General features: G+C 65.7%; 23 protein-coding genes. 11 read left to right on the top strand and 12 right to left on the bottom strand.

Annotated features, from left to right (window positions below):
- Window positions 1-281: 281 nt before the first annotated feature.
- The 5 genes from HBE63_RS22125 to echA20 all read right to left on the bottom strand — a co-directional run bounded on the left by HBE63_RS22125 (window position 282) and on the right by echA20 (window position 4525).
- Window positions 282-953, bottom strand: coding sequence for a bifunctional 2-polyprenyl-6-hydroxyphenol methylase/3-demethylubiquinol 3-O-methyltransferase UbiG (locus HBE63_RS22125; RefSeq protein ID WP_166906659.1), 672 nt, complete (start codon window positions 951-953; stop codon window positions 282-284).
- A gap of 121 nt (window positions 954-1074) precedes the next feature.
- On the bottom strand, window positions 1075-2145 hold the full coding sequence (gene ipdC / locus HBE63_RS22120) for a (3aS,4S,5R,7aS)-5-hydroxy-7a-methyl-1-oxo-octahydro-1H-indene-4-carboxyl-CoA dehydrogenase (RefSeq protein ID WP_166906658.1): 1071 nt from the start codon (window positions 2143-2145) through the stop codon (window positions 1075-1077).
- A 3-nt stretch (window positions 2146-2148) separates the two neighbouring features.
- Complete coding sequence (gene ipdB, locus HBE63_RS22115; protein WP_166906657.1) at window positions 2149-2898, bottom strand: cholesterol ring-cleaving hydrolase subunit IpdB; 750 nt, start codon at window positions 2896-2898, stop codon at window positions 2149-2151.
- Window positions 2895-3773 carry a cholesterol ring-cleaving hydrolase subunit IpdA gene (gene ipdA / locus HBE63_RS22110; protein WP_166906656.1) on the bottom strand — a complete coding sequence of 293 codons (879 nt, stop codon included), beginning with the start codon at window positions 3771-3773 and terminating at the stop codon, window positions 2895-2897. Before ipdA ends, ipdB begins: the two co-directional genes overlap by 4 nt.
- Window positions 3770-4525, bottom strand: coding sequence for a (7aS)-7a-methyl-1,5-dioxo-2,3,5,6,7,7a-hexahydro-1H-indene-carboxyl-CoA hydrolase (gene echA20, locus HBE63_RS22105; RefSeq protein ID WP_166906655.1), 756 nt, complete (start codon window positions 4523-4525; stop codon window positions 3770-3772). The genes ipdA and echA20 overlap by 4 nt, the downstream gene beginning before the upstream one ends.
- Before the next feature lie 59 nt (window positions 4526-4584).
- Between echA20 and HBE63_RS22100 the strand changes: the two genes are divergently transcribed.
- Window positions 4585-5367, top strand: coding sequence for an SDR family oxidoreductase (locus tag HBE63_RS22100; protein WP_166906654.1), 783 nt, complete (start codon window positions 4585-4587; stop codon window positions 5365-5367).
- 21 nt (window positions 5368-5388) lie between these two features.
- Window positions 5389-6294 carry an SDR family oxidoreductase gene (locus HBE63_RS22095; protein WP_166910069.1) on the top strand — a complete coding sequence of 302 codons (906 nt, stop codon included), beginning with the start codon at window positions 5389-5391 and terminating at the stop codon, window positions 6292-6294.
- Between the two features lie 73 nt (window positions 6295-6367).
- Here HBE63_RS22095 and HBE63_RS22090 read toward each other — a convergent pair whose 3' ends face one another.
- From HBE63_RS22090 to HBE63_RS22075, 4 genes are all read right to left on the bottom strand, one after another.
- Window positions 6368-7840, bottom strand: a complete 1473-nt coding sequence (locus tag HBE63_RS22090) for a histidine phosphatase family protein (RefSeq protein ID WP_166906653.1) — start codon at window positions 7838-7840, stop codon at window positions 6368-6370.
- 200 nt (window positions 7841-8040) lie between these two features.
- Window positions 8041-8520 carry a nitroreductase family deazaflavin-dependent oxidoreductase gene (locus HBE63_RS22085; RefSeq protein ID WP_166906652.1) on the bottom strand — a complete coding sequence of 160 codons (480 nt, stop codon included), beginning with the start codon at window positions 8518-8520 and terminating at the stop codon, window positions 8041-8043.
- Window positions 8521-8530: 10 nt separating this feature from the next.
- Window positions 8531-8905: a hypothetical protein gene (locus HBE63_RS22080; RefSeq protein ID WP_166906651.1), complete on the bottom strand. Its 375-nt coding sequence runs from the start codon at window positions 8903-8905 to the stop codon at window positions 8531-8533.
- Complete coding sequence (locus HBE63_RS22075; protein WP_166906650.1) at window positions 8905-10056, bottom strand: steroid 3-ketoacyl-CoA thiolase; 1152 nt, start codon at window positions 10054-10056, stop codon at window positions 8905-8907. The genes HBE63_RS22080 and HBE63_RS22075 overlap by 1 nt, the downstream gene beginning before the upstream one ends.
- A gap of 167 nt (window positions 10057-10223) precedes the next feature.
- On the opposite strand from HBE63_RS22075, the gene HBE63_RS22070 reads away from it, so the two are divergent.
- From HBE63_RS22070 to HBE63_RS22035, 8 genes are all read left to right on the top strand, one after another.
- Window positions 10224-11519: a cytochrome P450 gene (locus HBE63_RS22070; RefSeq protein WP_166906649.1), complete on the top strand. Its 1296-nt coding sequence runs from the start codon at window positions 10224-10226 to the stop codon at window positions 11517-11519.
- A 42-nt stretch (window positions 11520-11561) separates the two neighbouring features.
- On the top strand, window positions 11562-12566 hold the full coding sequence (locus HBE63_RS22065) for an acyl-CoA dehydrogenase family protein (RefSeq protein ID WP_166906648.1): 1005 nt from the start codon (window positions 11562-11564) through the stop codon (window positions 12564-12566).
- Window positions 12566-13729 carry an acyl-CoA dehydrogenase FadE29 gene (fadE29, locus tag HBE63_RS22060; RefSeq protein ID WP_166906647.1) on the top strand — a complete coding sequence of 388 codons (1164 nt, stop codon included), beginning with the start codon at window positions 12566-12568 and terminating at the stop codon, window positions 13727-13729. Before HBE63_RS22065 ends, fadE29 begins: the two co-directional genes overlap by 1 nt.
- Window positions 13726-14703 carry a bifunctional MaoC family dehydratase N-terminal/OB-fold nucleic acid binding domain-containing protein gene (locus HBE63_RS22055; RefSeq protein ID WP_166906646.1) on the top strand — a complete coding sequence of 326 codons (978 nt, stop codon included), beginning with the start codon at window positions 13726-13728 and terminating at the stop codon, window positions 14701-14703. The genes fadE29 and HBE63_RS22055 overlap by 4 nt, the downstream gene beginning before the upstream one ends.
- Window positions 14700-15143: a MaoC family dehydratase gene (locus tag HBE63_RS22050; protein ID WP_166906645.1), complete on the top strand. Its 444-nt coding sequence runs from the start codon at window positions 14700-14702 to the stop codon at window positions 15141-15143. The genes HBE63_RS22055 and HBE63_RS22050 overlap by 4 nt, the downstream gene beginning before the upstream one ends.
- 2 nt (window positions 15144-15145) lie before the next feature.
- Complete coding sequence (locus tag HBE63_RS22045; protein ID WP_208301489.1) at window positions 15146-16300, top strand: lipid-transfer protein; 1155 nt, start codon at window positions 15146-15148, stop codon at window positions 16298-16300.
- Window positions 16301-16375: 75 nt separating this feature from the next.
- Entirely contained in the window at window positions 16376-17482 is a 1107-nt protein-coding gene (locus HBE63_RS22040; RefSeq protein ID WP_166906643.1) for a hypothetical protein, read from the top strand.
- Window positions 17483-17508: 26 nt separating this feature from the next.
- On the top strand, window positions 17509-18306 hold the full coding sequence (locus HBE63_RS22035) for a hypothetical protein (protein ID WP_166906642.1): 798 nt from the start codon (window positions 17509-17511) through the stop codon (window positions 18304-18306).
- Between the two features lie 174 nt (window positions 18307-18480).
- Here the strand turns inward: HBE63_RS22035 and HBE63_RS22030 are convergent, their stop codons facing one another.
- From HBE63_RS22030 to kstD, 3 genes are all read right to left on the bottom strand, one after another.
- Window positions 18481-19326 (bottom strand): hypothetical protein, encoded by an 846-nt coding sequence (locus tag HBE63_RS22030; RefSeq protein WP_166906641.1) that lies wholly within the window; start codon window positions 19324-19326, stop codon window positions 18481-18483.
- Between the two features lie 319 nt (window positions 19327-19645).
- The gene (locus HBE63_RS22025; protein WP_166906640.1) at window positions 19646-20506 is read right to left on the bottom strand and encodes a MaoC family dehydratase; all 861 of its coding nucleotides are present in this window, start codon (window positions 20504-20506) and stop codon (window positions 19646-19648) included.
- Window positions 20506-22218: a 3-oxosteroid 1-dehydrogenase gene (kstD, locus tag HBE63_RS22020; RefSeq protein ID WP_166906639.1), complete on the bottom strand. Its 1713-nt coding sequence runs from the start codon at window positions 22216-22218 to the stop codon at window positions 20506-20508. The genes HBE63_RS22025 and kstD overlap by 1 nt, the downstream gene beginning before the upstream one ends.
- Window positions 22219-22291: 73 nt before the next feature.
- Between kstD and HBE63_RS22015 the strand changes: the two genes are divergently transcribed.
- Entirely contained in the window at window positions 22292-23077 is a 786-nt protein-coding gene (locus HBE63_RS22015; protein WP_166906638.1) for a 2-keto-4-pentenoate hydratase, read from the top strand.
- Window positions 23078-23085: the final 8 nt, after the last annotated feature.

Genomic DNA, 23085 nt, shown 5'->3' with positions numbered 1-23085 from the left:
CCGGTGAGGCGGTGATGGCTGTCCTCACCTGCGGTGACGGCCGGAATGGTCACCGAAATCAGGTATGAGGGTGGACCGGAATCCAGCGGTTCGTGCCGCCAATTGGGCCTGATGATTTATCACCCCGGTAACAATCGCCAGGACCGCTGCCCCGAATCGTGCCGGTCGGGTGGTGAGCCGCCCGCGCAGCGGCTTTCCCTTGCCACGAGCAGCGGATCGAACAGAATCGCCCCTTGGTGGGGCTGTTCGGTTGGCAAACCTCGGACCGCGGGCTGCTCGGCTCAGCCGGGCTTCGTCCAGGAGATGGTGTGTCGGAACGCCAGCCGCCGGCGCATCGTCGCGCCCGGCATGACGCCCTGGACCATCGCTTGCAGCTCGTCGAAGCTGAGCTGCGGATCGCGAACCGGGAAGGGCGGGGGCACCGGACCTCCGGGCACTGGCCGCGGATGCTTGATCAGACCGATAAAAGGGTTGGTCACCGCGGACGCCAGATCCCACGCGGTATCACGGATCGAGGCGCGGGCAGCCAGTCCGACAACCAGAAGCCGTCCACCGGGGGCAAGTAGCCGTTGGACGTCGATCAGAGCTTGTTCGACGTCGAGGTGGTGAAGTACCGCGATCATGGTGACCAGATCGACCGGCCCGTCGAGTTGGGCGAGTTGGGCTTCGTCGATGGTGACGTTGGTCAGCCCGGCACAATGTCGGGCAGCTTCGGCACGCATGCCCGCATCACGATCCGTGCCGCGGACGTGCGTGAACCGAGCGGCCAGTTGGGCCACCAAAGCGCCCTGACCGCAGCCGACATCGATCGCGGAGTCTTGGCGCGCGGGCAGATTGGCCAGGATCCAACGGTGGAAATGATCGTTGTGGCTCCAAGGGTGCCTGCCGTTGAAGTTGTGCAGTTCCTCGGCGGCTCGCCTGACCACAGGGTGCTGGACGGGACGGTTATCCATGCCTCCACTGTGCCAAGGGCCGAGAATCACCGCGAGCAGTCCCCCGCAAGCGGGAGGGGCCCCAGCAGAATCGCCCCGTTCGCATCGGAAAGGGCGATTCTGTGTCTGCTCGGCGAGAGACTTACTGGATGTAACCCGACGCTGACTGCAGGTGTGCGACAGCGTCATCGACGATCTTCTCGACCAGCTCAGCACACGACGGCAGGTCGTTGATGATGCCCGCCACTTGCCCCGAGGCGAGCACGCCGGCGTCGGTATTGCCCTCCACCAGACCAGCTTTGAGCAGCATCGGGGTGTTGGCCGCCATCACGACCTGCGACCAGGTGAGTTCTTTGCCGTGCCGCATCGCCATGCCGTCCTTGATCATCGACAGCCAGGTCATGCCCGAGAGCTTCTTGAACTTCTGGGCGTTGCCGACCGCCGCGGCGAAACCGCGTGCCGGCGAACCGCTCTCCAGCTTTTCCACCAGGCCGGTACGCAGTACCCGGTGCGGCATACCGTCCACGCGGGTGGAGACCACGGTGCCGTCCAGGGCGGCCTGCAGGTACCGCTCCTTGACCGCGTCGGGCACGGTGGAATCCGAGGTCAGCAGGAACCGGGTCCCCATCGCCACGCCGGCCGCACCGTAGGTCAGCGCGGCGGCCAGGCCACGCCCGTCGAAGAAACCGCCGGCAGCGATCACCGGCATGCCGGTGTCCTTGACCGCATCGAGCACCGAGGGCAACAGCAGCGTGGTGGCGACCGGACCGGTGTGGCCACCGCCCTCCCCGCCCTGCACGATCACCGCGTCAGCACCCCAGCCGGCTACCTTCTTGGCGTGCTTGGCTGCGCCGACCGACGGGATCACCACGACGCCTGCGTCTTTCAGCTTGGCGATCAGCTCGGGCTTGGGAGCTAGAGCGAAGGAGGCGACTTTGACTCCTTCGCGGATCAGGAGGTCGACGCGCGCACCGGCATCGCCCGCATCGGCACGCATGTTGATGCCGAAGGGCTTGTCGGTGGCGGCCTTGACCTTGGTGACGGCGGTCTGGAGTTCCTCGAGCGTCATCGTCGCCGACGCCAGGATGCCGAGGCCGCCGGCGTTGGAGGTTGCGGCGACCAGTCGTGCTCCGGCCACCCATCCCATGCCCGTCTGTACGACGGGATGCTCGATGCCGACCAACTCGGTCAGCGGAGTCTTGAGCTTGCCCATTCTCTAGACCTTGACCTCTTTGTCGCGCAACGACTTCGGATCAATGACCTCGCGCAGGAGCTTGAGCTCGTCATCGGTGGCCAGCCGGGTGGTTTCCGCGGCGTCGAGGCCGTGCACCTCGAACGAGGTGTTGTCGGCGACCTGATCGGCCTCGACTCCGGGGTGCAGCGACACCGCGCGCATCTGGTGGTCCGGGCCGTTGAAGTCGAACACGCCCAGGTTGGACACCACGCGGTAGACGTTGGCGAAGCGGTAGGCGGGGTTCTCCGGATCGATCTTGTCCCAACCGATTCCGGAGACGATGTCCACCGATTCGGTGAACACGCGCTTGGAGTGGTTACCCACGAAGTAGCTGGTGGCGTGGTTGATCGAGTTGCCCGGGGCGCCGCGGACGCCGAACATCTGCCGGGTCGGGTGCTGGATCGGGCCGAACGCCGACAGGTTCTGGTTGCCGTAGCGGTCGATCTGGTTGGCGCCCATGACCACATGGCGCTTGCCCCAGGCCAGGGTCTCGAAGACACGGTTGAACGGCATCCAGCCCTCGACGGTGAAGGGGGCGCCGATCGCCGGGGTATCGGCCAGGATCCGGGCCTCACCGTCGGTCAGCACGATGTCGGGGGAGAAGGTCAGCCGGGCCAGCCGGGCACCGATCTGGACGACGGTGGTCATCGGGCTGGCCATGATCTCGCCGGCGTCGCGGAACAGTTCGGCACAGGCAACGGCGCACACCTCGGCGCGGGTCACGGCAATCATGCTTGCTCCTCTTTGAATTTCCGCACGGCCGCTTGGTAATCGGCCTCGCTACCGGACAGATACGTCTTGACGAACTCGGCCCAGGTCTCGTCGGAGCCGGCGGCCTCGGCGTAGTGGCGCTGGAACTTTTCGTCGCGCCGGTAGTCGGGTTCGTTGGTGGTGAAGTGGGCGCCGCCCGGAGCCTCGACCACAGAATCGACCATCATCCGGTTGATCAGCAGGGCCTGCGTCGGGACGGCCTTGACCAGTTCCTCGGTGGAGACCACGCGCTCCACCGAGAGGAAGCGGCGTTGAGCCGACATCAGGAACAGGTCATCGAAGTACGGGTCGATGCCGGTGTAGGCGGCATTGCCCTGGGCGTCACCGAGATTCATGTGGACGAACGCCGCGTCGAGGTTCAGCGCCGGCATCGCGACGAGCTCCTCGTAGGCACCGTCGGTCGGGTACGGCGACTTCACGGTTTTGAGCTCGTCGCCCCAGAACGTGCGGACGTCGCTGCCGAGTCCGGCGCGGATCGGCAGGAACGGCAGCCGCTGGGCGGCAGCCTGCAGGCCGCAGCGCAGCATGCCCTCATCCATCTCACGGGCCTCGATCGCACCGGTGGTGCGGGCCTTGGCGAACCACGGGTCGTAGAACGGCGGCGAGTCGAGGGACACGAAGCCGTAGTAGGCGCGCTTGACCTTGTCGGCCGAGCAGAGCAGTCCCAGATCAGGACCGCCGTAGGTGACCACGGTCAGGTCTTTGACGTCGGTGCGCAGCAGGGCACGCACGAAGGCCATCGGCTTGCGCCGCGAGCCCCAGCCGCCGATGCCGATGGTCATACCGCTTTCGATCGAGGCGACGGCCTCGTCGAGAGTTGTTCTCTTGTCGCTCACTGCTTTCCCTTCTCGGTTCCTGCGAACGCATCCCGGTGCTCATCGGACACACCGGCCAGGTTGAGTTCGAAGGTGAAGCCCTGCTCCATCCGGTAGCGCGCCGTGACGGGCTGCACGTCGATGAAGTTCAGCGCCTCCTTGGCCGCCCGGATCACCCGGGTGTCTTTGCTGGCGATATCCCGGGCGACGCGCAGCGCGGCCTCGTCGAGCTCGTCGCGCGGAACCACCTCGTGCACCGAACCGAAGTGGTGCAACGTTTCGGCGGGCACGGTGGCGGCGGTGAAGAACAACCGGCGCATCAGGTGCTGCGGCACCAGCCGGGACAGGTGGGTGGCCGCGCCCAGGGCGCCGCGCTCCACCTCCGGGAGGCCGAACTTGGCGTCATCGGAGGCCACGATCACGTCGGCGTTGCCGACCAGGCCGATCCCCCCGCCCACGCAGAATCCGTTGACAGCCGCGACGACGGGGACCTCGCACTCGTACACCGACTTGAAGGCGTGGTAGCAGCCACGGTTGGCGTCGATGAGCGCGGTGAAGCCCTCGGTGTTCTGCATTTCCTTGATGTCCACACCGGCGTTGAAACCACGACCCTCGGCCCGCAGGATCACCACGTGGGTGCTGCGGTCGCGGCCGGCAGCGGTGATCGCATCGCCGAGTTCGAACCAGCCGGCCGACGGGATGGCGTTGACGGGCGGGTAGTTGACGGTGACCGAGACGATGCCCGGCTCGACTGTCTTGGTGGTGATCGTCATCAATCCACTTCCTGAAGGGGTCGCTACCTAAGCAAGCACTTGCTTGGTACGCTAGCACAGTGACCGATACGCCAGAAGCTGGTGCCATCAATTTGGGTTTGACCGGCAAGGTGGTCCTGGTGACCGGCGGGGTGCGAGGGGTTGGCGCTGGAATCAGCGCGGTTTTCGCCGGTCAGGGCGCCACTGTGGTGACCTGCGCACGCCGTCCGGTTGAGGGACTGCCCTACGAGTTCCACGCCTGCGACATCCGGAATGACGACTCGGTGAAGTCGCTCATCGACGCAGTCGTCGAGAGGCACGGCCGCCTGGATGTGGTCGTCAACAACGCCGGCGGCTCGCCATACGTGCTCGCCGCCGACGCGTCGGCGAAGTTCAGCACCAAGATCATCGAGCTCAACCTGATCGGCGCACTCTCGGTGTCCACCCATGCCAACGCCGTGATGCAGAGCCAGGACTCCGGCGGCTCCATCGTCAACATCTCCAGCGTCAGCGGCCACCGGCCCACCCCGGGGACGGCCGCGTACGGCGCGGCGAAAGCCGGGATCGACAACCTCACCTCGACCCTGGCCGTCGAGTGGGCGCCCAAGGTCCGGATGAACTCGGTGGTGGTCGGCATGGTCGAGACCGAACAGGCTGAATTGTTCTACGGTGACGCCGACTCGATCGCTGCCATCTCGCGGAATGTGCCGCTGGGGCGGCTCGCCAAGCCGGCTGATATTGGCTGGGCCACAGCATTTCTGGCCTCGGATGCGGCCTCGTACATCAGCGGCGCGTCGTTGGAGGTGCACGGTGGCGGCGAGCCGCCGCACTACCTGTCCACCACGACCGCCGACATCAAGTAATTCGAAAAAGGAGACATGACAATGGGATTGCTCGACGGCCGCGTGGTCATCGTGACGGGTGCCGGTGGCGGTATCGGACGTGAGCATGCGCTCGCATTCGCCGCCGAAGGTGCCCGGGTCGTGGTCAACGACATCGGGGTGGGCCTGGACGGTTCGCCGGCTGGTGGTGGCAGCGCCGCGCAGAACGTGGTCGACGAGATCGTCGCTGCCGGAGGCGAAGCGGTCACCAGCGGTGCCAACGTCGCCGACTGGGCGCAGGCCGAAGGCCTGATCCAGACCGCTGTTGATGCCTTCGGCACCCTCGACGTGCTGGTCAACAACGCCGGCATCGTGCGTGACCGGATGTTCGCCAACGCCACCGAAGAAGAATTCGACGCCGTCACCGCCGTGCACCTCAAGGGGCACTTCGCCACCATGAAGCACGCCGCCGCGTACTGGCGGGCCAAGTCCAAGGCCGGCGAGACTGTCGATGCGCGCATCATCAACACCAGCTCGGGTGCCGGCCTGCAGGGCAGCGTCGGGCAGGCCACCTACAGTGCGTCCAAGGCCGGCATCGCCGCGCTGACCCTGGTGGCCGCTGCCGAGATGGGTCGCTACGGCGTCACAGTCAACGGCATTGCACCCTCGGCCCGCACCCGGATGACCGAGACCGTCTTCGCCGACATGATGGCCACCCAGGACGAGGCTTTCGATGCCATGGCCGCGGAGAACATCTCCCCGCTGGTGGTGTGGCTGGGTAGCGTCGAGTCGCGTGACGTCACCGGCAAGGTGTTCGAGATCGAGGGCGGCAAGATCCGCGTCGCCGAGGGCTGGGCGCACGGACCGCAGATCGACAAGGGCGCCAAGTGGGATCCTGCCGAGCTGGGCCCGGTCGTCAATGACCTGCTGGCCAAGGCTCGCCCCGCGGTTCCTGTCTACGGCGCCTAACTTTCTTCTGCCGAACAGACGCAAACCTGCCCCAAATCAAGCGATTTGGGGCAGGTTTGCGTCTGCTCGTGGCTTAGGCGGCGTGTTTGGCCTTGGGCTTGGCCGCGTGTTTGTCCGACTTGTCCGACTTTGCAGCCTTGTCGGCGCCGGCGAGCTTCTTGACGGTCTCACGCGCCTGCTTGGCCGAGGATTCGATCCCGCTGCGCACGTCGTCCGCGGCACGGTTGACCCGGTCGCGAACCGCGGAGACGGCCTTACCCGGCTCTGCCTTGTTGCCATCGCTCAGCGTGGTGGCGCCGTTGGGGGTACGGGCGGTGGTGATCTTCGCCTTGGCCGGCTCGGCGGTCTTCCCGAGCGCTGTCGTGGGACCTTCGGTGACGTTCTCGACGGTCGACGTGAGCTCCGTCGTGACATTATCGGTTGCCGGCGTTGACTTTTCGGCAACGTCGTCGACGACATCAGCCTTGGTGTCGGCCACGGCGCTCACTGTGCTGAGCTTCGACATCTGCGATGTCGACTGGCCCAGTGAGCCGGGGATGCCGGTGATCGCGTTGACGGTGTCGGTCACCGAGTCCGTGACGAACTTGACGCCGGCCTGTGCGACGTCCTGGATGCCCTGTGCGCCCGTGGTCACGACGCCCTGAGCGTCGAGCGACAGGACGGGGGTGCGCATGTTGTAGATCGCCTTCTGCGGCGCCACGATCAGGTCACGCACATTGACGAGCATCTTGGTCGCATAGTCGGCCTCGCCAACCTCTTGGCCGGCCCATTCCTTGAGGGTCCAACTGCCGTCGGCATTCTTCTCCACGACGACCGTGTCGGTGTTGTTCAACTGATGCTGCGCGAACAGCAGCAGGTTCGGGTTGTCGACGTTCATCATCGTCCACATCATGATGGTGGCGCCGTGCGAGAACACCGCAGCGTCGATCTCGCCGTCACCATTGGTGTCCGTGGTGTCTGACTCCACGTCGGCGAGCGCATTCGTGACCCGCTCGTTGAACTCGAGGCCGTTCTCACCGCCCGGGACCGAGACGAACTGCAGCCCCAACGTCCAGGCCAGGGGAGCGACGATGTAGCCGATGCGGCCGATGCCTTCACCTTCGGGCACGCCCTCGAAGATGCCGGCACTGATCTCCTGCACGCCGGAGTTCCGCTGCGGGTTGTCCGGGTCGTACGCACCCAGGATCGTGACCGGCAGCCCGCGCTTGGCGGCGAACGGCGCCGCGGTCTCCTGGGTGCGAATCATGGTCGAGGCGTAGAGCGCGTCGTACTTGGTGCACTGCGCGGTCGGACACTGAGCATTGGCCCAGGCCAACGCCTGCTCCTGGCCGGTCGCGCCGCCGTTCTGGTTCACCTGATCGTTGGTCAGATGCGGCCCCGGAGTGCTGGTGTCGATGTATCCGGAGGCGTTGCCCTGCGACTCGGCGTGCCGGATGAAGGTCACGGTCATCGCTGCTGCGGGCAGGGTCGCTGCGGCGAACAAGGAACAGGCAGTCAGGGTGGTTGCGGCGGCACCGGCAGCCCGGCGTCGATTGGGTCGTTGCATAGGGTCTCCGTCGTTTACGAAAATGTGGGCTGCCGCTCACCTAACGTCCACTGTGTGCGGGCTCACAGAACATAATCAAACTTCTGTTCACTCGTCAATTCTGCTACTCAGAGTTGCGTAATTGGTCAGCTCCGGGACACCTGGCAACAGAAAGCGCCCCCGACCTCAGGGTCGGGGGCGCGCTCTCGCGGAACCTCAGGTCAGGCCGGGTCGCAGATCACGATCGGGATCTTGCGGTCGGTATAGGACCGGTAGTTCACGAAGTCGGCGTACATGGCGTCGAGCTTGGGCCAGTACTCGTCGCGCTCGGCATCGGTGGCGTCGCGCGCGGTCAGCTCGAGGGTCTCCTGCTTGGTCTGGAACTTCACCCTGGGGTTGGCGACCAGGTTGAGGTACCACATCGGGTTGGTGGCCCGGCCGCCCTGCGAGGCGACCAGCACGATGCGCCGGCCTTCCTGCAGGAACAGCAGCGGGCTGTCCCGTTCCTCGCCCGACTTGCGCCCGGTCGTGGTCAGGATGCCGACCTCGGCGCCGCGCAGGAACTTGTCGCCGAACCGCCCGCCCGTCTTCTTGAAGATCCAGGTCTGGGCGCGCGACATCCATTTGATGGCGGTGCCGGTCGATTTCGCGTTGAGCCGTTCGACCTGTTTGGCGTTCAGCGGGCGGGGGGTGTTGGCCATGCGGTGGACCTTAGCGGCTGAGGAACGGGGTCAGGGAGGCGCGGATGTGATGGATCTGCCCGTCGGATGCGGGGATCAGGAACGTCTCGTCGACGTGCGAGCACACCCGCCATCCGAACAGGCGCGGCTTGGTCAGTACGTCGAACTTGGCGCGGATGTTGTCGCCGTCGACGCTGTATTCCGGTGGCGTCGTCTTCTCGATCAACTTGAACTGCGGCCCGCGATTCAGGCTGCGGCGCAAGTGATCTCCGGAACGACCCGTCTTGAGTCCCATCTCGATGCGGATGCAGTCCGCCGTGAACGGCACCGCGTCGGCCTCATGCGTCACCAGCGCATCGATGTAGGCCTGCGCGGCCGCGATGCGCTCGGCTTCACTGAAGGCCACTAGAGGCGCTCGATGATCGTGCCGGTGGACAGCGCGCCACCGGCACACATGGTGATCAGCGCCGTGCTCTTGTCGGTGCGCTCCAGTTCGTGGAGAGCCGTCGTGATCAGGCGGGCGCCGGTCGAACCGACGGGGTGGCCGAGCGCAATGGCGCCGCCGTTCACATTGACCTTGTCCATGTCGGCGCCGTGCACCTGGGCCCAGGACAGCACCACGGAAGCGAACGCCTCGTTGATCTCGACCAGGTCGATGTCGCCGATCTTCATGCCGGCCTTCTCGAGGACCTTGGCGGTGGACTGCACCGGCCCGTCGAGGTGGTAGTAGGTCTCGGCGCCGACGTTGGCCTGACTGATGATGCGGGCGCGCGGCTTGAGGCCCAGCGCCTTTGCCACGGACTCGTCCATCCACAGCACCGCCGCGGCACCGTCGGAGATCTGCGAGGACGTACCGGCAGTGTGGATGCCGCCCTCCATCACCGGCTTCAGCCCAGCCAGGCCCTCAGCGGTGGTGTCGCGCAGACCCTGGTCGCGGCTGACCGTGTTCCATTCGGCGGTCGGCTGCTTGTTCTCGTCGATGACCGGTGCCTCGATCGGGGAGATCTCCCGGTCGAACCGGCCCTCGGCCCAGGCCTGCTTGGCCTTCAGCTGCGACGCCAGACCCAGCGCATCCACATCGGCGCGGGTGATGCCGCGGCGCTTGGCGATCCGCTCGGCGGCCTCGAACTGGTTGGGCAGGTCGATGTCCCAGGACGCGGCGCGGGCGCCGCCGCCGTTGGCGCCCAGGCCGACCCGGCTCATCGCCTCGATGCCGCAGGCGATGCCGATGTCGATGGCGCCGGTGGCGATCAGGCCCGCGATCAGATGATTGGCCTGCTGTGCGCTGCCGCACTGGCAGTCGACGGTGGTGGCGCCGACGTGTTCGGGCAGCCCGGCGACCAGCCAGGACTGCCGGGTGACGTTGTTGCCCTGCTCGCCGTACTGCGTGACGCAGCCACCGATCAGCTGCTCGACGCTGCCGGCATCAATGCCGGCCTTCTCGATGAGGGCCTTTTGGACGGCTCCGAGAAGCTCGGTGGCGTGCAGGCCGGACAACCAGCCGTTGCGCTTGCCGATGGGGCTGCGGGTGGTTTCGACGATGACAGGGTTACCCATGAAGCCAGGCTAGAACACGTTTCATTACTCTGACAAGCGCGGATGTATCACTGCCTTTGATCTGCGGTCAAGCCGTGTTTCAATGGTCTCAATTGGTACTAGACCACGTTGTTTCAAGCATTGCTGGCTACGCGCACGGCTTGCTGCAGACACTAGGAGTTAGACACATGGGCTGCCCAAACATCTCCAAGGAATTCGACTTCCTCGATTCCGAGCTCAACCTCAAGGGCCTTCCGGTGGAAGAGCTCGCCGAGCTCCGTAGGGCCGAGCCGGTGCACTGGGTCGACGTGCCCGGTGGCACCGGAGGCTTCGGCGACAAGGGTTACTGGCTCGTCACCCGGCACGAGGACGTCAAGGACGTCTCGCTGCGCAGCGAGGTGTTCTCGAGTGCGATGAACGGCGCGATCCCGGTCTGGCCGCAGGAGATGCCCCGCGAGGCCGTAGACGTGCAGAGTGCTGTCCTGCTCAACATGGACGCGCCGCACCACACCCGGCTGCGCAAGATCATCTCTCGTGGTTTCACTCCGCGGGCGCTCTCGCGGCTCGAGGACGAGCTGAACAACCGCGCTCAGCAGATCGTCAAGAACGCCGTGGCGTCGGATACCGGAGACTTTGTCGAGCAGGTGTCCTGCGAGTTGCCGCTGCAGGCCATCGCCGAACTGCTCGGTGTGCCGCAGGACGACCGCGACAAACTGTTCCGCTGGTCCAACGAGATGACCGCCGGTGACGACCCCGAATACGCGGACATCGACCCGGCGGCGTCGTCCTTCGAGGTCATCACCTACGCGATGAAGATGGCAGAGGAGCGGGGCAAGAACCCCACGGACGACATCGTCACCAAGCTGATCGAGGCCGACATCGACGGCGAGAAGCTCAGTGACGACGAGTTCGGCTTCTTCGTCATCATGCTGGCGGTCGCGGGCAACGAGACCAGCCGCAACTCGATCACGCACGGCATGATCGCGTTTTCGCAGAACCCCGATCAGTGGGAGCTGTTCAAGCGGGAGCGGCCGAAGACCGCGGTGGACGAGATCATCCGTTGGGCCACGCCGGTCTCGGCCTTCCAGCGCACCGCCAGCGAGGACACCGAGATCTCCGGCGTCAAGATCAAGGCCGGCGAGCGCGTGGTGATGTCCTACCGCTCGGCGAACTTCGACGAGAACGTGTTCGACGACCCGTTCACATTCAACATCCTTCGCGACCCGAACCCGCACGTTGGCTTCGGTGGCACCGGCGCGCACTATTGCATCGGGGCCAACCTGGCCCGCCTGACGATCAACCTGATCTTCAACGCAGTTGCCGATCACATGCCCGACCTCAAGCCGATCGGTGATCCCGAGCGACTGAAGTCGGGTTGGCTCAACGGCATCAAGCACTGGCCGGTGGACTTCACGGGCAAGTGCCCGGTCGCCGGCGAGCCGGCAGATCAAGCCGGAGCCGGCGAGCCGGCACAACAGGCCTGAGCCTGAGCTCACTGACCCGCTAACGAATCAAGGAGGATTCGGGTGGATTTCACACCGAACCCGGAGCAGCAGGCCGTCGCTGACGTGGTGACGTCCGTTCTCGAGCGTGACAACACCTGGGATGCACTGGTTTCCGGTGGGGTCGCGGCGCTGGGGGTGCCGGACCGGCTCGGCGGTGACGGTCTGGGTCTGCCCGAGTTGTCCACCGCGTTGACCGAGATCGGTCGGCACGGGACCATCGGCGCGGCGCTGGCCACCATCGGCCTAGGTCTGGTGTCGCTGCTCGATCTGGCCTCCGACGCCCAGCAGGATCGGTATCTGGCTGGGGTCGCCACGGGCGCGGTGCTGTCGGCAGCGCTCAACGAGCCGGGGAAGTCGCTCCCGGAACGGCCTGCGACCAACTATGCCGACGGTAAGCTCAACGGCACCAAAGTCGGTGTGCCCTACGCCGAAACGGCGAAGTGGTTGGTGGTCACCGCCGACAACGCGGTGGTGGTGGTGTCGCCCACGGCTGACGGTGTGACGGTCACCAAGACCCCGACCTCCAACGGTTCCGACGAATACGTGGTCACCTTCGCCGACGTCGCGATCGACGCCGACGACGTGCTCGCCGGTGCGAGTGCGCGCCGGGTCAACGAGCTCGCGCTGGCCGTCACCGGGGCGTTCGCGGCCGGTCTGGTGGCCGGCGCGCTGCGGTTGACCGCCGACTATGTGGCAACCCGTGAGCAGTTCGGCCGTCCGCTCTCGACGTTCCAGACGGTGGCCGCACAGCTGTCCGAGATTTACATCGCCTCGCGGACAATCTCTTTGCTGTCCACCTCGGTCCTGTGGCGGCTGGCCGAAGGCCTCGATGCCGACGAGGATCTGGCCATCCTGGGCTACTGGCTCACCTCGCAGGCCGCTCCGGCCATGCGGCTGTGCCATCACCTGCACGGCGGTATGGGTATGGACATCACCTACCCGATGGACCGCTACTACTCCTCGATCAAGGATCTGACCCGGCTGTTGGGCGGGCAAGCGCATCGACTCGATTTGGTGGGAGCGTAATGTTCATCGATCTGACCCCGGAGCAGCGCGCGCTGCAAGCCGAACTGCGGGAATACTTCTCGACTCTCATCACGCCCGAAGAGGCCGCGGCGATGGAGACCGACCGGCACAACGAGGCCTACCGCACCGTGATCAAGCGGATGGGCAGCGACGGCAAGCTCGGCGTCGGTTGGCCCAAGGAGTACGGCGGCCTGGGCTTCGGTCCGGTCGAGCAGCAGATCTTCATCAACGAGGCCAACCGGGCCGACATCCCCTTGCCGATGGTCACGTTGCAGACGGTGGGCCCCACCCTGCAGGCGCTCGGCACCGAGGAACAGAAGAAAAAATTCCTGCCAGGAATTCTCGCCGGTGAAGTGCATTTCGCCATCGGGTACTCCGAACCTGACGCCGGCACCGACCTGGCGTCCCTGCGCACCACTGCGGTGCGTCACGGTGACGAATACATCGTCAACGGACAGAAGATGTGGACCACCGGCGCGCATGACGCCGACTACATCTGGCTGGCCTGCCGTACCGACCCGACCGCGGCCAAGCACAAGGGCATCTCGATCCTGATCGTCGACACCAAGGATCCCGGCTACTCCTGGACCCCGATCATCCTGTCCGACGGGGCCCACCACACCAACGCGACGTACTACAACGATGTGCACGTACCTGCCGACATGCTCGTCGGTGAGGAGAACGGCGGCTGGAAGCTCATCACCACCCAGCTCAACCACGAGCGGGTCGGCCTCGGGCCCGCCGGTCGCATCGCCGGCATCTACGACCAGGTGCACGCCTGGGCATCCAAGCCCGGCTCGGACGGTGTCACGCCGATCGAGCAGGATGCCGTGAAACACCTTCTGGGACAGATCAAGTCGATCTGGCGTATCAACGAGCTGCTCAACTGGCAGGTCGCGGCCTCCGGCGAGACGATCGCCGTGGCCGATGCCGCCGCCACCAAGGTGTTCTCCACCGAACGGTTGCAAGAGGTTGGCCGGTTGGCCGAAGAGGTAGTCGGCACTTGCGGCAACCCGGCCGACTCGGAGACCGCCGAACTGCTGGTCTGGCTGGACAAGATGACCAAACGCAACCTCGTGATCACCTTCGGCGGTGGCGTCAACGAGGTCATGCGCGAGATGATCGCGGCGTCGGGCCTGCGGGTGCCGAGGGTGACCCGATGAGCGATCTGCAAGCAGGCATCGACGAGATCATCGCGGCTGGGCGAAGCCAACCGACGGTAGCCCGGGATCTGGTGAATCAGCCGATGATTCACCACTGGACTGACGCGATCGGCGACAAGAACCCGATCTACGTCGACGCGGAGGCAGCAAGAGCTGCCGGGCATCCCGGCATCGTGGCGCCGCCGGCGATGATCCAGGTCTGGACCATGATGGGCTTGGGCCGCACCCGCTCTGACGATGATCCGCTGGGCCGTGCGATGAAGTTGTTCGACGACGCCGGGTATGTCGGCGTCGTGGCCACCAACTGCGACCAGACTTATCACCGTTACCTCGAGCCCGGCGAGCAGGTGGTGATGAGCGCCGAGATCGTCGGCATCGTCGGCCCCAAGCAGACCGCGCTGGGTGAGGGCTACTTCATCAATCAGAAGATCCGCTGGCATGTCGGTGACGAGGAAGTTGCCGACATGGACTGGCGGATCATGAAGTTTCTGCCGGCCGGAAAGCCTGCCGCGGAGGCGTCAGCCGAAACAGCGGTCATTCCTGAGGATCTCGATCCGGACAAACTGATGCGGCCGTCCTCGTCGCGGGACACCAAGTTCTTCTGGGACGGCATCAATGCGCACGAACTTCGGATTCAGCGCCGTCCGGACGGGACGCTGCAGCACCCGCCGGTGCCGGCGGTGTGGAAGGACTACAAGGACCCGGTGACGGAGTCCGATTACCTGGTGGCGTCCGGCAAGGGCACGGTGTTCAGCTACGTGGTGCACCATGCGCCGAAGGTGCCCGGACGCAGCCTGCCGTTCGTGATCGCCCTCGTCGAACTCGAGGAGGGGGTCCGGATGCTGGGTGAGCTGCGCGGGATCGCCGCCGACCAGGTGAAGATCGGCATGCCCGTCACTGCAACCTATCTCGACTTCCCGGATAGTGAGATCAGCCCGGCTTGGACGTTGTACGCATGGGAGCCACAAGCATGAGCCTGACTGTTTCCGACGTTCGAGTGGGCACTGCACTCCCTGAACTCAAGATCTATGGCGACCCGACGTTCATCGTCTCCACCGCCATCGCGACGCGCGACTACCAGGATGTGCACCACGACCGGGACTTGGCGCAGGCCAAGGGATCCAAGGACATCTTCGTCAACATCCTCACCGACACCGGGCTGGTCGGCCGGTACGTGACCGACTGGGCCGGGCCGAACGCCTTCATCAAATCGATCAAGCTGCGACTCGGAGTGCCGTGGTACGCCTACGACACGATCACCTTCACCGGTGAGGTCACCGAGATCGACGGCGACCTGGTGAGCCTGAAAGTGGTGGGCAGCAACAGCCTTGGCAACCATGTCATCGCCACGTCCACCCTCGTTCTCGGTTCTTCGCGCGAGCGCTCATCACAAACGCAAGGGGCGCTACAGTGAGCCTGTCTGGTAAAGCCGCCATCGCCGGTATCGGCGCTACCGACTTCTCCAAGAACTCAGGTCGCAGTGAGCTGCGTCTGGCCGCCGAGGCGGTGCTCGACGCACTCGACGACGCCGGCCTCAAGGCGTCCGATGTCGACGGCTTGGTGACGTTCACGATGGACTCCAACCTGGAGACCGCCGTGGCGCGGTCGACCGGGATCGGGGACCTGAAGTTCTTCAGTCAGATCGGCTACGGCGGCGGTGCCGCGGCCGCGACCGTCCAGCAGGCGGCCCTGGCCGTCGCGACCGGTGTCGCGGAAGTCGTTGTGGCCTACCGGGCCTTCAACGAACGCTCGGAGTTCCGGTTCGGCCAGGTGATGACCGGTCTGACCGTCAACGCCGACTCGCGCGGCGTGGAGTACAGCTGGTCCTACCCGCACGGGCTGAGCACACCTGCCGCATCGGTGGCGATGATCGCGCAGCGCTACATGCATGAATACGGCGCCACGAGTGCGGATTTCGGTGCGGTGTCGGTGGCTGACCGCAAGCACGCCGCGAACAACCCGAAGGCCCACTTCTACGGCAAGCCGATCACCATCGAGGACCACCAGAACTCACGGTGGATCGCCGAACCCCTGCGGCTGCTGGACTGCTGCCAGGAGACCGACGGCGGCGTGGCCATCGTGGTCACCACGCCCGAGCGGGCCAAGGATCTCAAGCACCGGCCGGCGATCATCGAGGCCGCCGCTCAGGGCGCCGGCACCGACCAGTTCACGATGTACTCCTACTACCGCGACGAGCTCGGTCTTCCCGAGATGGGCCTCGTCGGCCGTCAGCTCTGGCAGCAGAGTGGCCTGTCGCCCGACGACATCCAGACGGCGATCCTCTATGACCACTTCACCCCGTACACGTTGATCCAGCTCGAGGAGCTCGGCTTCTGCGGTAAGGGCGAGGCCAAGGACTTCATTGCCGGCGGCGCCATCGAGATCGGCGGCCGACTACCGATCAACACCCACGGTGGTCAGCTCGGTGAGGCTTACATCCACGGGATGAACGGCATCGCCGAGGGCGTGCGCCAGTTGCGGGGTACCTCGGTCAACCAGGTCGACGGCGTCGAGCATGTGTTGGTCACCGCGGGCACCGGCGTGCCGACGTCTGGATTGATCCTCGGATAAAGGTGCATCGCCACCCCCGTCGGGCACGGTAATGTTTGCTCCGGTTGTGCATCACGCATAGAAGGGGGCCGCGGTATGGCGGTGGAGCGCGACAGTAGCCCGTACGGGTCGCAGACGTTGCTCGGTCCGGGGTGGCCGAATGTAGATGAAGGGCAGCTGACCGCGGCAGCGGCGTCGTATCAGAAGATCGCCGCCAAGATCAGTGGCACCGTCGTCCCGCAACAGACCAGTCAGCTGTCGAAGCTGCAGGGTAACTGGGAAGGCGCCGCATCGCTGGCAGCTTCGGGCGAGGCGACCACGATGATCGGCGGTCACGAGGCCAACGGCCTACAGGCGCAGGCCATCTCCACTGCGTTGACGAAAATGGCGGCGTCCGTGGTCGAGACCAAGACCATCGTGAATGCGGCGGCCCAAGAGGTCCAGCATGAGGTGGAGATGATCCAGGCCGCGGGGTCGTTCTTCGGCAATGCGCAGCAGCTGATCGAGAGCCGGGTCAAGGCGGGGCTGGCGCAGAACACCGCGACGGTCTCGGCTGCCTCCGCGGAGATGGCGGACAGCCTGAGCACGGTGGCCAACCTTCCGCAGGTCGGCACCCCTCCGACGGCCCAGGCGCAGCAGGCGGCCCAAAAGGGTGCCGATTCGATGATGCAGCTGATCAGCCAGCTGCCGCAGATGCTCGGCCAGATCCCGCAGATGGCCAGTCAGATTCCGCAGCAGCTCTCCCAACCGTTACAGCAGTTGTCGCAGCCTCTGCAGCAGCTGACCTCGATGTTGGGTTCGGGCGGCAAGGGCACGGGCGGTGGGCCCAGCCCGTTCTCGGCGTTCTCGAACCATCCGGCGGCCGGGGGCTCCGGTCCCAGTAGTGGTGCGGGCATGGTCAAGGCCGCGGGTCTGCCCGGCGGCTCAGGTGGCGGCAGCCCGCAGACGCCCTTGCTGGCCAAGATGGTAGGCGGTGGCAGTACCTCACCGGTCTCGGTCGATCCCGGTGCGAGCGCCGCTGTGGTCGGCGGTGTCGCCCCAGTGGCGGCGGCCAACTCGGCCGGCGGCATGGGCGGTGGCATGGGCATGATGGGCGGCGGCCAGCGTGCCGGTGGCGGTGGGGGCACTGCGACCGGGCTCGCGGTCCCGGCTCCTTTGGAACACGACACGGGGGATGGTGACGACGACTATGACGATTGGTGATCGACCTCGACGGGAAGGGGACAACCGTGGGTAGTCCATTGTCAATGGGCGGGACGCTCGGCTGGGACGCCGCATCGTTGAGCATGCCCGACATACCGTCGATTCAGCCCGGTGAGGATGCGATGAGCATGACCATCGCCGGCATCGTGCCTACTCTGGCGGCCTCGCTGACCACCAATGTGACGGCATTGTCGGCCAAGGAAAACATGTTCAACGCCAAGCTGTCGGACGCTCAGGGCGCCTACGAGAAAGCCGACGATTCCGGCGGTCAGGGCGTCGGCCAGCTCAGCCAGATGATGGGGCAGATGGGCCAGATGGGCCAGATGGCCAGCGCACCCGCCCAGATGGCGGGCCAGATGGGTGGGCAGTTCGGCTCCCTGATGGAGCCGTTGATGAAGGCCATGGAAGGCGCGAAGGGCGGCGGTTCGGAGAACGGCGGCGCACCAGGTGCCGGCGAGCCCGGTGGCCCAGGTGGTCCCGGCGGCCCGAATCCCCAACAGCAGCAGGACGAACGCGAAGCCAAGCTCGACGATCGGGACAAGCAGCAGAACGATCGCGAGACAGCGCAGAACGACCGCGACGTTGCGCAGGACCGGCGCGACGCCGGTCTGGATGCGCGGGAGACCCAGATGAATGCCCCGTCCGGCGGGGCTGCGTCGGCTGCTCCGCATGCGGCGCCGCCGGTTGCACATTCGGCACCGCCCGCCGCGGCCGCGCCGCCAGTTGCCGCGCCCGCCCCGAGTCAGCCGGCTCCCGGCCCGGTTCCGGTGGCACCCGAGGCCCCACGTCATTCCGGTGGAGACGATCTCTGGAAGCGGATGTAGTTCCGCGTTTCGGTACGACAGGCGTCGGTGCGAAGCGGCGCCCGTCGTGCGTTCATTGTCACGCCAGAGTGGCGGTCGGCGCCCACAGTCACTCCAGCGTGACAATGGGCCGGGCCGAGCTGCCGAGGCGCCGACCTTGTCAGGTCAGAGTGGCGCTCGACATCGAGGGTCGCGCTAGCGTGACATTCGTTGTGCCCGAGCCGCGACCACCCGGCGCAGAATATTGTCTCCGCGTTCGCCGGCCGAGACCCGGATGTTTATCCAGCCCTCGCGCTGTATCCGCTCGGCTCGCCTGAGGTCCCAGCCGTACCGCCAGCTGCTCGCCCGGTGCTCCTCGCCGTCGTACTCGGCTGCGACTTTGATGTCCTCCCAGCCCATGTCGAGATACGCAAATGGATCGCCTGGCCCGTCGTAAACCGGGATCTGAGTTTGCGGTCGAGGTAGGCCCCCGTCGATGAGTATCAATCTCAGCCAGGTTTCCTTGGGAGACTGCCCACCGCTGTCCATCAAATCCAAGGCTGTGCGGGCGCATTGAATGCCCCGACGTCGGGCGTATCGCTGCGCCAGCAGGTCGACGTCGGCAGCCTTGAGGTCAGTTGCGTGGGCCAATGCGTCGAGCGCGGCCACGGCGTCATCCCGCGGATACCAACTACCGACATCTAGCGCGGTGCGGGCGACGGAGGTGACCGGAATCCCATCGACCCAGATGATCTCGTCATCTGAGATCTCTTCGGTCCGAACATGAAGGCCCGCAAGCGGATTGCGGTTGGAGTGGATCATTTCCAGCGGGGCTTCGAGGTCAACCCACTGCGCGCCGTGAACAGCTGCTGCCGAGTTTCCGGCCACAATCCCGCGGCGTTGAGACCACAACCAGCCGGCCTTGGCTCGCACAAGCGGTGTGAGTTCGGTGCCCCGGCTTACGTAGACGTCCCGGAAAACTCTCGTGTATCTGGTGCGGAGTGCGCTCTTGCGTAGCTCGCCGTTGGCCACGGCCTCACTGCCGACGAATGGATCTCCCATGGCGAGAAAGTGTGCAGCGCAATGCTATATCCGTCACGTCGGTTATCCACAGGCGCTGGCGTGACAGTCGTTGTCCACAGCCACGCTGCGATGACAGATGACGGCGCGGCGGGTCTGTGCTATCGCGGTGGCGCTATCGCGGTGGCGCCAGCCGCGGAGGCATTCACTTTGTCACGCCAGAGTGGCCATCGATGTCAGGCGCCACTCTGGCGTGACAAAGCCATTGATCGTCAACCGTTCTTCGCCCACAATGCAACGCTGGAGTGGCTGTCGAGGTCGACAGCCACTCCAGCGTGACAAAGCGGGGAAGAGAAGAAGGCTACGCCGGGACGAGCTCCACACCGGACAGCACGACGGCGTTGTCCCGCGACGGTGCGGTGAGCACGCCGATGAACTTGCCGTCTTCTTTCCAGATGTTGGCCTGCAGCGTCTCGCCGGGGAACACCACGCCGGCGAACCGGGCGCCGTAGGACGCCACCTGGGACACGTCGCCGTCGAGCAGGTTGTCGACGATGGCCTTGCAGCCGATGCCGTAGGTGCACAGTCCGTGCAGGATCGGCCGGTCGAAGCCCGCCGCCGCGGCAAACGCTGGGTCGGAGTGCAGCGGATTGCGGTCACCGCACAGCCGGTACAGCAGGGCTTGCTGCGGCAGCGTCGGCAACGAGATCTCGATATCCGGTGCGCGATCGGGCAATTCGGCCGAGGTGGCCGGACCGCGCTCGCCGCCGAAACCGCCCTCGCCGCGGCCGAAGATCGACCGCTTGGTGGTCCACAGCACCGTGCCGGACGGATCGGTCACCGTCGACTCGCTGACGATGACGGCGGCCTTGCCCTTGTCCCAGATCTCGGTGAAACGCTGCACTGACTTCGCGGTGCCGCTGGTCGGGATCGGGCCGGGCACGCTCACCGCCTCGCTGGCGTGCAGCACCTTGGACAGCTCGATGTCGATGCCTGGGAACTGCACCTTGGGCGGCTCGGTCATGTGGAAGCTGACCGCGACGTTGCCGAACGTCGGCAGCACCTGTGGGGTGTCGTCGACGAGGTAGCGAAGCTCGCGCGCGTCCATCGGGTCGGCACCCGCACCGAGGCCCAGGTGGTACAGCTGGATGTCGCTGCTGGTCCAGGAGAACTCGATGGGTTCCAGCTCGGCGCCCAGCGCCTTGTCGAGATCGATCGGCACTAGTGAGCCTTCCTCTGGTCTGATGTCGCCGCCGGGGCGGCCGCGGCGATGTCGAGGGCCGCGAGGTATCCGAAGGTCATGGCGGGACCAATGGTGCCGCCCGGGCCGGGGTAGGTGTGACCCATCACCGGTGAGCTCACGTTACCTGCGGCGTAGAGGCCCTCGATCGCGGTGTCGTCGTCGCGTAGCACCTTGCCGACGAGGTCGGTGCGGACACCGCCCTTGGTGCCCAGGTCGCCCGGCACCATCTTGGCCGCGTAATACGGCCCGTGCTTGATCTCGCCGAGGTTGGGGTTGGGCTTGTTGGTCGGATCGCCGTAGTAGCGGTCGTAGGCGCTCTCGCCGCGGTGGAAATCCTCGTCGACCCCGGAGCGGGCGAAGCCGTTGAACCGGTCGATGGTCGCGCCGAACGCGTCGGCGGGCAGACCGGTCTTGGCGGCCAGCTCCTCGAGGGTGTCGGCCTTGACGATGACGCCGGATTCCAGCCACTTCTTCGGAATGCGTTGTCCGGGTTGCAGACCCGCGAAGATGAAGCGGTCGCGGTACTGCTGGTCGAAGATGAGCCAGGCCGGGATGTTCTCACCGGGGCCCGCGCCCTGGCCGTATTCGCCGCCGTACATGTGGTGGCAGGCCTCGACGTACGGCATCGATTCGTTCATGAATCGCTTGCCGGCCATGTTGACGATGATCGAGCCGGGGGAGTTGCGCTCGGACAGGGCGAACCACGGCGAATCGTTCAGCGGGACCGTCGGGCCCCACCACGAGTCCTCCATGAATTCGAGTGCGGCGCCCTGCTTCTCGGCGGCCAGGATGCCGTCGCCGGTGTTGGCCACCGCGCCAACGGTCCACTCGGTGGTGATCGGTGCGCGCTGGTACTTCACTCGCATCTGCTCGTTGTGCTCGAATCCGCCGGAGCCCAGGATCACCGCACGGCGGGCCCGGATCAGCTGCGGCTCAGCGGAACTGTCGCGAGCATCAACCACATAGATACCGCGGACGACCCCGTCCTCGACGTAGAGATCCGTCAGCGCGGTGTTCAGCTGGACCGGGACGCCGGCCTGCTGCAGGCCGATCCGCAGCGGGGCGATCAGCGCGCGGCCCATGCCGACCAGGTTCTTGCCGGTGGCGTTGGCCCACACGGAGCGGACACCCACCTTGATGCTGCGCAGCACGCCGCGGGGATGACGCTTGAGCTGGTTGAGCCGCACGTAGTCCTGCTGCATCACCACCATGTTCATCGGCACCTTGCCGTACGGCGGCTCCAGGCCCTTCTCGTCAACTCCGAGCTTCTTGGCGTTGAACGGCTTGGGCTCCACCGAGCGACCGGTGGGCTTACCGCCGGGCGTCTCGGGGTAGTAGTCCGAGTACCCGGGCACCCAGCACAGCTTGAGCGGGGAGTTTTTCAGGACGAACGACAGCATCTCCGGCGAGCGGTCGAGGTAGGTGTCGATCTTCTCCGCCGGCACCACGTCACCGATGATCTTGTGCAGGTAGGTGCGGGCGGCCTCGGGGGTGTCTTTGACCCCGTCACGCTTGAGAATCTCGTTGTTCGGGATCCACACCCCACCACCTGACCGCGCAGTGGAACCTCCATAGTGCGGCGCCTTCTCTACGACTACTGTCGAGAGGCCCTGATGGGCTGCGGTGAGGGCGGCGACCATGCCGGCAGCGCCGCTGCCGACCACGACAACGTCGTACTCCTGTCCAGTCATGTAGAACACGTTATAGAATTGCCGGGCCTGTGGACAACTGCGCCGGTCAAAGAAGCGAGGGGAATTCACCAGAATGCTTAGTGTCGAGGTGCGAGACGAGCTCGCGGCCGATCTTGCCGAGGCCGAGCGGAGCCGGGTTCCGATGACGCCGCTCACGGACCGGTACGGCGATATCGACGTGGTTGACGCCTACGAGATCCAGCTGATCAACATCCGGCAGCGGGTCGCCGAGGGCGCGCGCATCATCGGTCACAAGGTCGGGCTGTCCAGCAAGGCGATGCAGGACATGATGGGTGTCGACGAGCCGGACTACGGCCATCTCCTCGATGAGATGGAGGTGTTCGAGAACGTTCCGGTGCCCTCGTCGAAGTTCTTGTACCCGCGCGTCGAGGTCGAGGTTGGGTTCATCCTGGCCGACGATCTGCCCGGGGCCGGCTGCACCGAGGAGGACGTGCTGGCCGCGACGGCCGCGCTCGCCCCGGCGATCGAGCTGATCGACACCCGCATCACCAACTGGCAGATCAAGTTGTGCGACACCATCGCGGACAACGCCAGCAGCGCAGGCTGGGTGCTGGGGGAAGCGCGAGTGTCGCCCAAGGACATCGATATCTGCAATATCGACGCCGTCCTGACCAACCACGGCAAGGTCGTGGCCGAGGGACGTAGCGACGCGGTGTTGGGAAATCCTGTCACCGCGGTGGCCTGGTTGGCCCGCAAGGTGGAGAGCTTCGGGGTGCGTCTGAAGGCCGGTGACATCGTGTTGCCGGGCTCGTGCACGCGTGCGATAGATGCACCTCCGGGCAGCGATTTCGTCGCTGACTTCGCGGGGTTAGGTTCTGTACATCTTTCTTTCGAATGATGTTTCGA

Source organism: Mycobacterium sp. DL440, from assembly GCF_011745145.1.
Classification (GTDB): Bacteria; Actinomycetota; Actinomycetes; order Mycobacteriales; family Mycobacteriaceae; genus Mycobacterium.
The sequence above is the reverse complement of the archived record's forward strand: the minus strand, read 5'-3'. Positions and strand labels throughout refer to the sequence as shown.